Source organism: Lactobacillus sp. ESL0703 (assembly GCF_029433435.1).
GTDB lineage: Bacteria > Bacillota > Bacilli > Lactobacillales > Lactobacillaceae > Lactobacillus.
On sequence record NZ_JAQTIB010000002.1, the window covers coordinates 190,607 to 205,070 of the forward strand.

The window sequence follows — 14,464 nt, forward strand, 5'->3', positions numbered from 1 at the left end:
TGCTGAGTAGTGGTCAACTAATAGTTGACCGCTTTTTGTTATACTAAAAGCATAGATTGTAATTTGAGTTTGTTAAAGCAAAAGGTGGCAATGTAATGACTTTTTATACACTTAAATATATTGAGCAAAATCAAAGTACGAGTAAAACTATTCTTTACGTCTTAATTGCGGCGGCGGCGTTAACGATGATTGTATTTGCAATCCTGTATTTGCGGCACCGGTTTGATACACGTTATCGCGATTTAGGAATTATTGCGCTGCTGTTCTTACTATTATTTGTCGGAACACAGTACGAAAAATACGTTGAAACAACACTAGTTAAGTCGCAGTCGGTTCAGATAGTGCCGTTTATCAAGTCAGTTGCGCGCGATCAGGGAGTGGCGCCATCAGATGTATTGGTTAATTCAACAACCTTGCAGAACGGGATTATTGTACGTGTTGACTCTAAAGACACAGATTATCAGCTTAATTTAAATGAAGATAATAACAGTTATACATTGAATAAAGCTCACGTTATCAATCATGAAGTTAATGTGAAGAATTAGGAGGCTTAATCATGGATTATTTGCAACTTTTTATTAAATTTGCCCTTGGTGTGTTAACCCTGATTTTTCAGATTAATGTTTTTGGTAAAAGCAACTTGGCACCGACAACCGCGCTTGACCAACTACAGAATTACGTCCTTGGTGGCATTATCGGCGGCGTGATTTACAATGCTAATATTTCTGTTTTGCAGTTTTTGCTGGTATTGATTGTTTGGACGTTAGTTGTTTTCATTCTTAAGTTCGCCCGCGAGCACAATAATTGGGTGCGCAATGTGATTGACGGCAAGCCAATTCAGGTGATTAAAGAAGGCAAGGTGCTGGTGCGCAACTGCTTAATGGCGGGGATTTCGGCTAATGAGTTGATGTTTAAGCTGCGCAGTCAGGGGATCTATTCGGTTGAAAACGTTAAGAACTGTATTTTTGAAAAGAATGGGCAGTTAACCGTTATTCAAAAAGATGAAACAAATATTCGCTTCCCTATTATTAATGATGGTCAAGTTAACCAAGATGTGCTTGAATTAATTCATAAAGATAATGATTGGCTTAAAGAAGAAGCACGCAAAGCTGGTTATCAGAACGTGAGCGACGTTTTTTTGGCTGATTTTAATCATGGTAAGCTGTCATTCACGGGTTATCACGATAATTAGAAAAGGAAATTATGGATAATATAGACAAGGCAAAAAAACTGCTGGCGGATGCCGAAGTAGTTATTGTGACTGCTGGTAATGGCATGGCACAGATTGAAGGGTTGGATATTTTAGCGCAAGAAAAGTTTGACCAAGAGTTTCCAACGATTGCGCAAAAGTATGATGTGCATACGATTGGGGATGCTCTGGACAAGAAATTAGCGTCATGGCAGGAACAGTGGCTTTTTTGGAGCCAGCTGGTACAGAAATATTCACTATCTTATCAACCGAGCAAGACAATGCGGCAATTAAAGCAGTTGATTGGCAAGAAAGAATACTTCATTGCCACTTCGACTTTTGGCCACTTTTTTGAAGCGGCGGGCTTTAACCAGAACCGGATTTTTAATGCCTTTGGTGATTGGACCAAGATGCAGTGCTCGAGCGGCATTAATCATGGTTTGCATGATGATCGCGCAGTTGTGGCAGAATTTGCAGCTAAAGGTATGGCAGATGCAAGTTTGGTACCTAAATGTAAGATTTGCGGTCAGCCAATGGAATTACAGATGCCGTTGAATGAGCACTTTTATCCAGATACCGATGCTAATACACGTTTTCGCTGGTTTTTGACGGGGAATGAAGATAAGCGCGTGGTCTTTTTGGAACTAGGTGTCGACGACACAAGTCCCCAGCTGCTTGAGCCGATTGTTCAGTTGGTGCAGCAGTTTCCGCAGTGGTCGTATGTGGCGGCGGATTTAGAAGAAATGCTGCCGGATAATTTGCAAGACCGCAGTGCGGCAGTAGGTAATGGTGCAGCAGCTTTAATTGCGGACTTAGTGCAGAAATAGTGGGAAGTTAGTATGAGTATTTTTGTTAAAAATGGGGTACTGCATGTTTCCGGTGCCCAAGATAAGTTGCGCGGCAAGGGGCAAGAGCTGCCGAATTTTTTGTCTGACTACACGATGCTGGATATTGAAACTACCGGCCTTAATCCTTACCGCAATCATGTGACGGAACTGGGTGGCGTGAAGGTTCGCAACAATGAAATTGTCGCGCAGTACAGCAACTTGGTATTTTATCCACGTTCTAATAAGGTGCCGGCATTCATTACCAAGCTAAATGGGATTACCGAGCAGCAGCTGCTTGATGAGGGTGTCCCTGTGAAGCAGGCAATGACTGAATTTCGCGAGTTTATCGGGGATGATGTGATTGCCGGCTATAACGTTAACTTTGACCTGAATTTCCTGTATGATTTGACGAAAAAATTCAAGCTGCCAGAATTAAACAATGATTATGTTGATGTCCTGCGGCTGGCTCGGGTATATTATCCGCGCCAGCATAATCGGCTAATTGATTGTATTCAGAGAGCTGGAATTGCCCAAGAAGAGCAGCACCACGGTTTAGCAGATTCAATTGATACGAAAAAGGTCTACGATGATTTTCGTGAGCATTTTACTTCTGAACTGCTTGAGCAAGCTCAAAGCAAGGTGAAAAATCTGGACTTACTGGCAGATGAACTGGAGTCATGGCAATTAGGGCTGCACAATCCGGTTAACCACAAGAAGATTGTCTTTACTGGTGATTTGGGGATGGCTAGTGATGAAGCAATGCAGCTGGTTAATAATCTAGGCGGTCAGGCACAAACGCAAATTGCTCATGATACTGATTATTTGATTATGGGCGACCATGATTTCTTTGATAAAAACAATGCAGTTTGGCAGAAGGCTCAGGAATTTAATCAATCAGGCAGTAAAATTAAGCGCTGGTCAGAAGGGTTCTTCCTTAACCTGCTTGATGAATGGGCTAGAGGCTAGACCGACTTCACAATAGTTGAAACGCACCATAATTGATTATGGGTGCTTTTTTATTGCAAAGATTGCAAACAACAGTTCGATTGACTATACTTAATGAATATTAATTAAGGAGTAAATTTCATGGCGCGTAGGCGAAGTAAACGAACTAGCAAGAAGAGCAGCAACTTTTGGACAGTTGTGATTATTTTGATTGCCCTCGTGTGGGGTGTCTCGACTAAGGGCGGCAGCGACTCCAGCGGCAATCACTTGGTTAACCAATTAACTGGTAAGAACCCGCAGACTGCTGATGTGGGTAAGGCGCAGACGGCATCCAAGGTTTATGGCGGTCTTGCGCAAAAAGACTACCAAAAGTTGGCGCAATTGAACTTTAAGAGTGGCAGTAAGGCATATATTACGGTGAATGATGACCATTCGACCTTGATTAAGGGTGCATGGAAGATTAACCGCGTAATTTATTCTGATCTGGACAGTTTGAACCGGACATCACGCTCCAATACTGCCTTCTTAGAAAGACGAAACGTGGCTAATGATAGTTTACGTGTGCGTCAGTTCGTTGAGCCAACGGCATGGCATTATAATCATCGCGGACAGACACAACTATATAACCGCGGGCATATGATTGCCTATTCCGTGTCAGCTGGGATTGACCAGGAGGGCAATTACAACCCAGATAATCAATCAGGAGACCAGAATAATCCTAAGAACCTCTTTACGCAGACCGCGTTTTCCAACCAGAAGATCCAGACAATTTTTGAAAGTAAGATTAGGGCAGCATTGCGGGCTAATAAGAAGGTTATTTATCAGGCAACGCCGATTTTTCGTGATAATGAGCTGATGGCACGCGGGATTAATTTACAAGCCGTTGCGACTGACGGCAGTCTTGACTTCAATGTGTACCTGTTTAATGTGCAGCCTGACTATATTTTCGATTACGCTAATGGCCGCGCCAAGGTTAATCATGAAATGCAGGTAGCTGAATAATTTAACAAGAGGACTATGTAAGTAGTCTTTTTTGTTGCGACAATCCTTAGTATCAGTTGACTTTTTAGCCAATATATAATAGTGTATTAGTTAGGCGATACAATTAATGAAACTAGATCATGATTGTCTTGCCGCTAAAAGATGAGAGCAGGTGTAAGCTGTAGAAATTCGTGATGGCAAATTATTATCAGCAGTCAAAAGATTGGCTGCCTAGAAAAAACAATAAATATACTACTGAAGGGCTACTGCAATGCAGTAGTCTTTTGGTATAAGTAAGATTTTTTGCGGCTTAATCTGCAGTTACCCAAATTCTTTCAACAAAAATGTTACACTTAGCAGTTTCAATTCGTTAATAATAGTGTAAGACATCTGACGCGCGGGTCACTTACACAAACGCAATTATTAATTACTAAGGAAGGTAACAATTATGAACTTTGAATTATCAGACCAATCAATCCAATATACTTTTTTGAATGAAAAATACGTTGACGGCGACGGTGCTAAGAGCCGCATCTTTAACAATGTCAAAGACGGAGTAACAGCTTCTGGACTAGCAGATGTTGGGACGGCCTTGGCAGCGTTGCAAGGTGACAAACTCGGTGCTGCAATTTTAATTCAAAAACAACTCGTACCATTGGCAGATTAGGATAAAATCAAGCGATTATTGAGAAAGAATAGGAGTAAAAATAATGACTAAGACAACAAAGACTTTACAATTAACATTTTTAAATGGTGCAAATAAGCGGACTAGCTTATCTCTGCCTGATGCGGCAAGCAACTTAGAGCCAGCTGCAGTTAAGGCAGCAATGGACACAATTGTCAAGGCTGATGCCTTCCAAAAGGATGGAGTTGATCTGTATAAGCTTCCTCAATCTGCTGCATACATTGAACGGACTGTTACTGATATGTTTGACGATGCTGCAAGTAAGCCAGAACAGCCTGCTAATCCTGGTCAGGTTGGCTAACATCATTAGGACAATTAGAGAGTTTTTTAAGCGATAATTTTTTAAAGGGGCAGGCATTCGTGAAGGGTGTACTGCCTCTTTATTTTTTGGGAAAATTTGATTGAAATGGTTTTAGGCAATATTTAATATAATATATCCTTGTATATATTAACTCGATTGCAGGCGGTTTTTGAGGGCCTAATAGACCATTATTTAACGAAAACTATTTGCTTGAAAATACTGTAATACCAGTAGTTAGAGCCTCTAAATTAAAAAGCCAATACCAACAATTGGTCAAAAATGTATGCGCTATTTATTAAACAATGCTATAATATACGTGGTTATGCTACTCACAAATTTCTTTTCTAGCACTTTTAAGGATGATCACGTCTGAGTAGTAGAACCTTCTCTAACAGTTTATCTTATACACTAACTTCGCGATCATCCAAACACACTTTTGAAATACCGTTCTAATCGAGCGGTATTTTTTTGTTGAAAATCATTTTAAAGTTTCTATATAAAAGGTTATTTACAAATCATTTTGTTATTATTTTGTAAAATTTATGCAAAATTAAAAAATCATCAGGTAAACTTTAAGAAAAAACTACGGTAAATACATTGCTAGATAGGGATTTGTTTGCTTGTGACAAAATTATACTTTTAAAAAGTTAGTGAAAACGTTTATTACAAAAGTGTGTAAAATACCGTAACGCCTTGCAATTTAGCCTAAAGGTTAGTACAATATGAAGCGTGGTAAGTAATAGCTATGCTTCAGGTTTGCAAACCTGTACGCATGCGGGTTCTTCAGCCAGATAAGCTACCTCATAAGAGTTATAAACTTATGATTTTGACTTGAAGAATGTTGTAACAATGTAGGCTCAATGCGACTGAACCTATAGTCTATTACGATTTTGTATATACACAAGGAGGAAGACCACATGAAGAAAAATTATAGAATTGTTAGTGCTGCTGCAGCTGCTTTATTAGCTGTTGCTCCAGTTGCTACTAGTGCTGTTACTGCTGTTTCAGCTGATACTACTGCTCCAGCTCCTGCAGGTTCAGGTGTTCAAAGTGGTAACATTAATATTACTAATGGTACTGCTGGTGCAACTAATGCTGATAAGAAGAGCGTTAATGTTAAGTTTAATGTAACTAATGCTGCTAGCCTTAAGGATGGCGACTTAGCTTCATCTGTTCAAGCAAGTATTTCAACTGATGTTGGTAGTATCAATGTTACTGGTGTAGTTAACAGCAATACTAACACTGTTGATATGGCTTACGTTTACGAAGTTGCTGACAATGGTACAATCGGTACTACTCCAGTTAACAAGCTTCAAGGTGGACATACTTACGTTGCCGTTGCTAAAAGTGCTGTACTTAGCGGTTTGAATGCTACTACTAAGTATACTGTTACTGGTGCAACTTCAACTATTTCTGACGTTTACGGTCACGATATGAAGGCCTTTGATGTTCAAAGTTCTAAGTTCACTGTTCCAGATGCAACTAAGAAGGGTAACATTTACTTTGTTAAATCTGTAGCTCCAGATGTGGCTATTACTAAAGATTCAATTGACATGGGTTCAGTAGGTAGTGTTGATTCATTAGCTGCTTTAATTAAGTCAGAATATGAACCAGCAATTGATAATACTGATTCTGCAACAGCACCAAAAGTTGATTGGCAAGATGTTGAATCAGACATTAGAGCTGCATTGAAGGATGCAAATGTTACTGTTAAATCTGACGGTACATTTGTAGCTCCAGCTAACTACTTCACTGTAAAAGTTACCGCTGTAGCATCTAATGGTAAGACAGCTGTTCTTCCAATTAGAGTTAATACAACTACTTCATCAGATAGCGCTTATGCTTCATACCCACAAATTGGTGTCTTGAATGCTGGTACTATTGCTGATGGTAAGACTTTTGGTACTGCTTCATTACCAGATAACGCTCCATTTAACTACGTTAAGATCAATGGTACTGTAGATACCAAGGCTATTGGCGACTACTTTGGCGCATACCTTTCTAAGGCAAACCATACTTTGCTTCCTGTAACAGTAGACGCAAGTAAGGTAAATACTAAGGTTGCTGGCAAGTACCCAGTTACTTTAACTGCTACTAACCCTGCTGGTTTAACTGCTAGAGTTACCTTTGACTTAACTGTTGGTGACAAGGGTCAACACTATGCTACTGTTCAATCAGATACTGATATTCCAGTATACACTATTGATGGTAACAACGTAACTGCTGAAAACGGCACTACTATTGCTAATGGTACTCAAGTAGCTGTATTTGATACTGTTTCAGTAAATGGTAAGAACTACACTCGTATTAACAAGGCTGACGGCAACGAATTTGTTGAAGCTAAATATGTTGATGGTTCATTTGTACCAAGCAAGAAGACTACTGTAACTGTTATGCACAATGCTTACATTTACGACAAGGATCACAAGCGCGTAGGTACTAAGAAGATTAGTTCATACACTGATACTACTGTATACGGTGACAAGACTAAGCTTAACGATGGTACTGAAGCATACATGATTGCTGATGGTCAATACATCGATGCTGGTAATGTTGATGGTTACAAGGTAACTTTGAACCACAACTCATACATCTACAAGACTAGCAAGAAACGTGCTAACCATAAGAAGTTATTGAAGGGTACAACTGTAACTGTTTACGGTTCTTCATTCACTTTCAAGAATGGTCAAAAGTACTACAGAATTGGTAAAGGTCAATACATCAAGGTTGTTAACGCTGATATCGTTAAATAATTGATTATTGTATCTAAGAAAAAAGCGATGGAATTTTCCATCGCTTTTTTTGTTTTCTAAAGTATTTTAGAAGTAATTTTGTCTTGGATATAATTAAATCATCTAACTATAATTTCAAGTTTTAATAGTTTTTGTATATCACATTACCATTTAATATAATTTACTAATTTACTAATATTTGTATATATTTAAATTAATTAATTTCTATATTTATATTGACTTGTCAGCGCTTTTTAAAAATAAAATTCTTAAAAACATAAGATAATATTAATTATATTTGCAAGCATACTATTGATTTATATTTAATTAGTATTATACTAAAAATTAATACTAATTAAATATTTCATGGAGGTATTTTGAAGTGGATTTCAATAGTAAACAAAAATTACAAAAAAATCTTTCTAAGAGCTTAGAAAAAGGAAAAATTAACAAAAAAGTTAAAGCATTATTGATGAGTACAGCTGCAGTTGGTACCTTAATTGGTGGTACTGCGTTGGTAAATAAGACTAATGTTAGTGCAGCCACTACTAATTCAACTCAGTCAGCTAGTGCAGCAATCACTAAAGTTGCAAATGTTCAAGATAATAATCTTTCTACAAAAGCTGCTGACCATTGGATGGTAAATGGCAAGTTAGTTGTAGAGGATGGACAATGTAATTTGGTTTACGATCCAAAGACTAGTACATTAACCATTAATCCAACTGATAGTGGTAATAAGTTGTCGAATACTTCAGTTGTCAAATTATTGTTAAAGGCTGGTATTTCTGAAGGATTGACCTCCCTTAAACCAGATAAAATAATGACTACTATAGGGTCAATCGAACATTCACTATCTGGTGTATCAGATGCTTCACAATTAAAGCCAATTCTTAAAGAATTCATGCCTGAACATTTAGTAATTAGTGGACCGATTCAAATGGCCTCAGATGAGTTAGATACTACTGATAGTACCTATCGCAAGATCTATGGTGGTAAGTTCAGCGACTTAATTTTCTTGAAAGATATTCAAGGTTTAAATAATCTTGATACTTCTGCAGCTACAGATATGAGTTTCATGTTTGCTGGTGATGTAAGCTTAAAGAATATTGATTTAAGCAAATTTGATACCAGTAATGTAACTAATATGAAGTATATGTTTGCTGCTGATACTAGTTTAACAAGTCTTGACTTAAGTAAGTTTGACACTAGCAAGGTAACTAACATGAATAAGATGTTTGCTGCTGATATTAGTTTAAATGATATCAATTTTGGTAATAACTTTAAGACTGATAAAGTTGAAAATATTGCTGACAGTATGATGTTTAATGAAACTCCGAAAGAAGCAAGATGGAATTCGGATTTTGGTGTCGATCAACCTACAACAGTACCAACAGAAGCATCACAAGCAACGGTATCTTCAAAAGGAACACTAACAGTAAAAGTAGGCGGCTCTGTAGGAGAAGCCAAAGATGCAATTTCAGGTTTACCAGATGATGGTTCTACAGCAGAATGGGAAACTCCAGTTGATACAAGCAAAGAAGGATTGCAAATTGCAACAGTACTTGTAACCTTTAGCGATGGTTCAACTAAAGAAGTTTCAGTACTAGTAAATGTAGAATCTAAGTCAGCAAATGCACCAACAGAAGCATCACAAGCAACAGTAGTATCAAAGGGAACACTAACAGTAAAAGTAGGTGACTCTGTAGGTGCAGCTAAAGATGCAATTTCAGGTTTACCAGATGATGGCTCTAAAGCAGAATGGAAAGTACCAGTTGATACAAGTAAGGAAGGTTCACAAATCGCAACAGTAGTTGTAACTTTCAGTGATGGTTCAACTGAACAAATTCCAGTATTAGTTGAAGTTAAAGCTGCATCGTCTAACAATGGCTCTAACTCAAACGGTAGTTCTGGTTCTAACAGTGGTTCTAGTTCCAACTCATCCTCCGCTTCAAGTAATACTACATCTGCTCCAGCAACAGGATCAGAAACTACTAAGAGTGTAATTGTTATGCACAATGCTTATATCTACGACAAGGATCACAAGCGTGTAGGTACTAAGAAGATTGGTTCATACACTAACACTACTGTTTATGGTGAGAAGACTAAGCTTAACGATGGTACTGAAGCTTACAAAGTTGGTGAAGGTCAATACATCGATGCTGGTAACGTTGATGGTTATAAAGTAGCTTTAAACCATAATTCTTATGTATATAAGACCAGCAAAAAGCGTGCTAACCATACTAAGTTACTGAAGGGTGCAACTGTAACAGTTTACGGTTCTTCATTCACTTTCAAGAATGGTCAAAAGTACTACAGAATTGCTAAAGGTCAATACATCAAGGTTGTTAACGCTGATATCGTTAAATAATTGATATATTGTATCTAAGAAAAAGGCGATGGAAAATTCCATCGCTTTTTTTTGATGCTGAAAATTTTGAAGAGTATATTGATTTACTTAAATCTAGGTTTATTATGAATATATACAATGAATACAAACGTTAATGAGGCAGGAGAAAAAATGTATTATTTTTTAAATAATAAAATAGATTTAAATAGCTCTGGAATTGAACATGCGGAGATTAAGCGACTAAAATTATTTCAAGAATTTAATGTTAATGCTAAAATAGTTACTTTTGGCTATGATCGTTTTGCACATCGAAATATTAAGTCTTATGGTCTAACTGATGATGATTATATTAATATGTATGATTATTTTGCGGGGACAATTAAATTTAAGTCTAGAGTAATGACGATCGATCAGCTGCCACTACCAAAATTTGCTAAAAAGGTAAGGACTGGTAATGGTTATGAGATTTATGATGAATCACGAAAAACAATGATTATCAATCTGCTTACAAACAGTAGGCAACTTGATACGGTTGAATATTTGAATGGTGACGGTGATTGTACTAAAAAGGATTTGTATGATTTCAGAGGATTTCTTAGTGTAACACAATTTTATGGTACAAATTCCAAATTAATGGAAGTCGAACAGTTCCATAAACCCGATGGCACAATTTATTGCGAAACTTCATGTGCCAAGAGACCAGATTTTTTGGCTGTAACTAATATTCAATTAACTGATGTGGATGGTACATTGTATTCGTTGATGAACTTAGGTCAAGCTTTTACTATTATGTTAGATCATTTAAACAAAGCTGATACTACAAGTGGTGAAAAATCAACCTTTATTTCTGATAGAAGTAATATTACTAATTTGCCTATGCTTAATATGAAAACAAAAGCAAGAAAGATTGAACATTTCCATAATATTCATTTTCGTGACTATTGGGATCCAATGAACTCCCCGCTTACCTATCCCTCGATTGCTAATACAGATCAGTTAAGAAAAACAAGTATTGTCGTAGTTCCAACTGAAAAGCAAGCCAAAGATATGCGAGAAAGACTGCAGACAAGAGTTCCAATTGTTGCGATTCCAGTTGGAATAGTTCCTAAATCGCAATTGCAGGCACCGCATATTTCAATGAAACAGCGAACAAATGGCAAAATTATCGCAGTTGCAAGATTGGATTATCAAAAGAGACTTGATGATGCGATTAATGTGTTTACGAAAGTTTATCAAAAAAATTCAAATTTAACTTTTGATATTTATGGTTATGGTAACGATGGCGACAATGGAAAAGAAGAAAAGAAGTTAAGAGAGTTAGTTAAAACGCTTAACATGGAAAATGTTATTAAGTTTAAGGGTTATGTGCAAGACGTTAATAAGGTATACGACGATGCTCAACTGATGATATTATCTTCACGCTATGAAGGTGCGCCTCTTTGTATAGTTGAGGCACAATCGCATGGTGTCCCTGTTATTTCGTATGACATTAATTATGGTCCATCTGACTTAATTCAAGATAACAAGAGTGGCTTTTTAGTTCCTGATGGCAATACGAAGCTTTTAGAACAAAAAATTGAGCAATTTTTCGGTGATAAAAAGTTAAGAGAAAACTTGAGTCAGGGAGCATATGAAAATGCTAAGCGCTTTTCTCCTGAAGGTGTATGGCAATATTGGGACAAATTTGTTATAAATCAAAATAAAATAATAAAATAACATTTAAAATATCTTATATAAAAACAGCGATGCTAAAATTCAAGCAATACCAGCAACATGTATAGCATAATTTTAAAATAAAATAACGTGTTTTGCCAAAATTAAAGTAAGCGCATACTTGATTAAAAATAAATAAGTAATATTATTAAATTGTAGTATTGTACATATTAATTGTTATTATGGAGGTTTATAAAATTGGATTTTAGTAATAAACGGAAATTACAAAAAGATATTTCCAAAGCACTAAAAAGTGGAAGATTGCATAAAGCTGCTCGTAATTTATTGGTAACTACAATTGCTGCTGGTAGTACTTTAGGTGGCTTGGCATTAGCATCTAATGTTAATCCAAGTGCTACTAGTGCAATTGTTGAAGCTAAGACTACCAAAAAGACAGCTGCTAAGTCAGCTAAAGTTAAAAAGACATCTGCTGTCTACAACAGTAAGGGTAAAAAAGTTGGCAAGTCTCTTAAAAAGGGAAAAGCTCTTAAAGTTTATGGGATTAAGACCATTAAGGGTAAGAAATATTATAGCTTAGGTCATGGACGTTATGTTTTAGTAAAGAATGTGACTGTTGCTACTACTGTAACTCTTAAAAAGACATCATACTTCTATAACAGTAAAGGTAAGCGTGTAGGTAAGAAAGTTCTTAATAAGGGTAAGAAGATTAAGGTCTATGGTACTAAGAAGATTAAGGGTAAGCTGTATTATAACTTAGGCAATGGTAGATATATCGCTGCTGCTAATGTAGTACTACCTGTTACAGAACCAAGTTCCGGTGCAAGCAGTAGTTCAAGTTCAGCCTCAAGTTCTAGTGCAAGCAGTAGTTCGAACTCAACGCCAAGTTCCAGTACGGGTAGTAGTTCAAGCTCCGCTCCAAGTTCCAGTGCAAGTAGCGCCCCAAGTTCTAGCGCAGGCAGTAGTTCGGGTTCAACGCCAAGCTCTGGTGCGGGCAGCAGTTCCGGTTCAACGCCAAGTTCCGGCGCAGGCAGTAGCTCGGGTTCAGAAACGAGTTCCGGCGCAGGCAGTAGCACAGGCTCAACGCCAAGTTCCGGCGCAGGTAGCAGCACAGGTTCAGATGCTAGTTCCGGCGCAGGCAGCAGTTCCGGTTCAGATGCCAGTTCCAGTGCAGGCAGCAGCACAGGTTCAGATGCTAGTTCAGGAGTAGGTAGCAGCACAGGTTCAGATGCTAGTTCCAGTGCAGGCAGCAGCACAGGTTCAGATGCTAGTTCAGGAGCAGGTAGCAGCACAGGCTCAACGCCAAGTTCCGGCGCAGACAGTAGCGCGGGTTCAGATGCCAGTTCCGGCGCAGATAGTAGCTCAGGATCAACACCAAGTTCCGGAGCAGATAGTAATCCAGATTCTACTCCATCTTCGGAGCCAACAATTTCTGATAAAGTAAAAGCAGTAGTTGGCGCTGTTCGTCCTGGTATGGCGGCAATTTATCACGGGTTAAGTAGTCTAAGCAGTAAATTAAATGATCCTAGATATCAAGATGTAAAGAATGATATTAAGGACATATTAGCTAAAATTTCGGCTTTACCATCTAATTGGACAACTACTAGTGAGATGCTTACAGATATCACGCCGATTTTAAATGATGCACTGGATATTGCTAAAAAAGTTGAAGGTACAGGTATAAAAACTGACTTTGTAACAATTCTACATGGACTTGAAACAGTAAATAACGAATTAGATGCAGATCAAATTCAAAATCTTAAGGATATTTATACTGCATTAGAAAATATTGCTCCAACAAGCAAGGTTCGTCAGGATATTGAAGAACTTGCTAAAGGGTTACATCCAGATTTATCAAATATTTATCATGATTTAGAAAGCATTAAGAGTGAAGTTCCAGCAGATATATATCAGGATATCAAGAATGATATTAAAGATGTAATTAGTGGAATTAAGGAAATACCTACTAGTTTTGATTGGTCAAAATTAAATGATCCTACTCACATGGGAGACGAAGATGTTCAAGGTGTGTTGGGCAGCTTTAAGAAGGCTTATAATGCTGCTAAGGATATTGCTTCTAAGTTAGAGCATACTGGTGTTAAGACTAACCTAGTAAAATTGCTAACTGATACTGAACATATTAATACAACATTAAAGGCTAATGATTCTGAATTACTTAATGATTTAAGAGATTTAGATTCTAAATTAGAAAATTATTCAGGTACGGATCAAACTATTATTAATGCTAAAGGACTTGCAATTTTAGCTCATGGTGATTTAGCCAATATTTATCATGCATTTGATGCAATAACAACGACTCAGATTGATGTTGATGCAATTAATAGCGCAATAAATGATGCACTAGGTCAGGCTGAACAGTTACCATCAGGTGACGATTTAGTTACTAATATTGCTATGGCTCATTTATTGGGACAAAGTTCTCCAGAAATAAATGCTGTAAAAGCCATTTATGGCGATTTGCGGACAATTGCTTCTAGCCTTGAGGGTAAAGGCATTAAGACGCAACTTGTAACTGCTTTACATGGTCTGGAAGATTTGAATCAAAAAGTTGCTCAAGATCCAACACAAATTCAAAATTTAAAGAATATCTATGAAGACTTGCAAAATGGTAACTTTACTTGGTTGAATGACTTAAAATAATTAAATAATATTAAACCATATCAAGACAGCGATTTAGTTGCTGCCTTTTTTGGTGCAATTATTTTTTAATCCACCATATGAAAGCGATAACAATTTTAGTATAATTGTATCTAGCAAAACAATCT

General features: G+C 37.3%; 11 protein-coding genes. All 11 read left to right on the plus strand.

Annotation, left to right across the window (positions count from 1 at the left end):
* Positions 1-95: 95 nt before the first annotated feature.
* The 11 genes from PT278_RS03405 to PT278_RS03455 all read left to right on the plus strand — a co-directional run bounded on the left by PT278_RS03405 (position 96) and on the right by PT278_RS03455 (position 14,339).
* On the plus strand, positions 96-545 hold the full coding sequence (locus PT278_RS03405; RefSeq protein ID WP_277130299.1) for a DUF3290 domain-containing protein: 450 nt from the start codon (positions 96-98) through the stop codon (positions 543-545).
* A gap of 11 nt (positions 546-556) precedes the next feature.
* A complete protein-coding gene (locus tag PT278_RS03410) occupies positions 557-1,192 on the plus strand; it encodes a DUF421 domain-containing protein (RefSeq protein WP_277130300.1) in 636 nt (211 codons plus the stop codon).
* A gap of 11 nt (positions 1,193-1,203) precedes the next feature.
* Entirely contained in the window at positions 1,204-2,016 is an 813-nt protein-coding gene (locus PT278_RS03415; protein WP_277130302.1) for a Sir2 family NAD-dependent protein deacetylase, read from the plus strand.
* Positions 2,017-2,028: 12 nt separating this feature from the next.
* Positions 2,029-2,982, plus strand: coding sequence for an exonuclease domain-containing protein (locus PT278_RS03420; protein WP_277130304.1), 954 nt, complete (start codon positions 2,029-2,031; stop codon positions 2,980-2,982).
* 120 nt (positions 2,983-3,102) lie between these two features.
* Positions 3,103-3,963, plus strand: coding sequence for a DNA/RNA non-specific endonuclease (locus PT278_RS03425; protein WP_277130306.1), 861 nt, complete (start codon positions 3,103-3,105; stop codon positions 3,961-3,963).
* A 427-nt stretch (positions 3,964-4,390) separates the two neighbouring features.
* Complete coding sequence (locus PT278_RS03430; protein ID WP_277130308.1) at positions 4,391-4,609, plus strand: DUF1659 domain-containing protein; 219 nt, start codon at positions 4,391-4,393, stop codon at positions 4,607-4,609.
* A gap of 43 nt (positions 4,610-4,652) precedes the next feature.
* Positions 4,653-4,928 (plus strand): DUF2922 domain-containing protein, encoded by a 276-nt coding sequence (locus tag PT278_RS03435; protein WP_277130310.1) that lies wholly within the window; start codon positions 4,653-4,655, stop codon positions 4,926-4,928.
* A 917-nt stretch (positions 4,929-5,845) separates the two neighbouring features.
* Positions 5,846-7,681 carry an SLAP domain-containing protein gene (locus PT278_RS03440; RefSeq protein ID WP_277130312.1) on the plus strand — a complete coding sequence of 612 codons (1,836 nt, stop codon included), beginning with the start codon at positions 5,846-5,848 and terminating at the stop codon, positions 7,679-7,681.
* Between the two features lie 361 nt (positions 7,682-8,042).
* Complete coding sequence (locus tag PT278_RS03445; RefSeq protein ID WP_277130314.1) at positions 8,043-10,028, plus strand: Rib/alpha-like domain-containing protein; 1,986 nt, start codon at positions 8,043-8,045, stop codon at positions 10,026-10,028.
* Positions 10,029-10,145: 117 nt separating this feature from the next.
* On the plus strand, positions 10,146-11,723 hold the full coding sequence (locus tag PT278_RS03450) for a glycosyltransferase (protein WP_277130316.1): 1,578 nt from the start codon (positions 10,146-10,148) through the stop codon (positions 11,721-11,723).
* A gap of 195 nt (positions 11,724-11,918) precedes the next feature.
* Positions 11,919-14,339 (plus strand): SLAP domain-containing protein, encoded by a 2,421-nt coding sequence (locus PT278_RS03455; protein ID WP_277130318.1) that lies wholly within the window; start codon positions 11,919-11,921, stop codon positions 14,337-14,339.
* The last annotated feature ends 125 nt before the right edge of the window (positions 14,340-14,464 follow it).

Coding starts and splice junctions, on each gene's coding strand:
- PT278_RS03425 (WP_277130306.1), top strand. CDS start 3,103: ATGGCGCGTAGGCGAAGTAAACGAACTAGCAAGAAGAGCAGCAACTTT.
- PT278_RS03450 (WP_277130316.1), top strand. CDS start 10,146: ATGAATACAAACGTTAATGAGGCAGGAGAAAAAATGTATTATTTTTTA.
- PT278_RS03405 (WP_277130299.1), top strand. CDS start 96: ATGACTTTTTATACACTTAAATATATTGAGCAAAATCAAAGTACGAGT.
- PT278_RS03430 (WP_277130308.1), top strand. CDS start 4,391: ATGAACTTTGAATTATCAGACCAATCAATCCAATATACTTTTTTGAAT.
- PT278_RS03420 (WP_277130304.1), top strand. CDS start 2,029: ATGAGTATTTTTGTTAAAAATGGGGTACTGCATGTTTCCGGTGCCCAA.
- PT278_RS03415 (WP_277130302.1), top strand. CDS start 1,204: ATGGATAATATAGACAAGGCAAAAAAACTGCTGGCGGATGCCGAAGTA.
- PT278_RS03410 (WP_277130300.1), top strand. CDS start 557: ATGGATTATTTGCAACTTTTTATTAAATTTGCCCTTGGTGTGTTAACC.
- PT278_RS03440 (WP_277130312.1), top strand. CDS start 5,846: ATGAAGAAAAATTATAGAATTGTTAGTGCTGCTGCAGCTGCTTTATTA.
- PT278_RS03435 (WP_277130310.1), top strand. CDS start 4,653: ATGACTAAGACAACAAAGACTTTACAATTAACATTTTTAAATGGTGCA.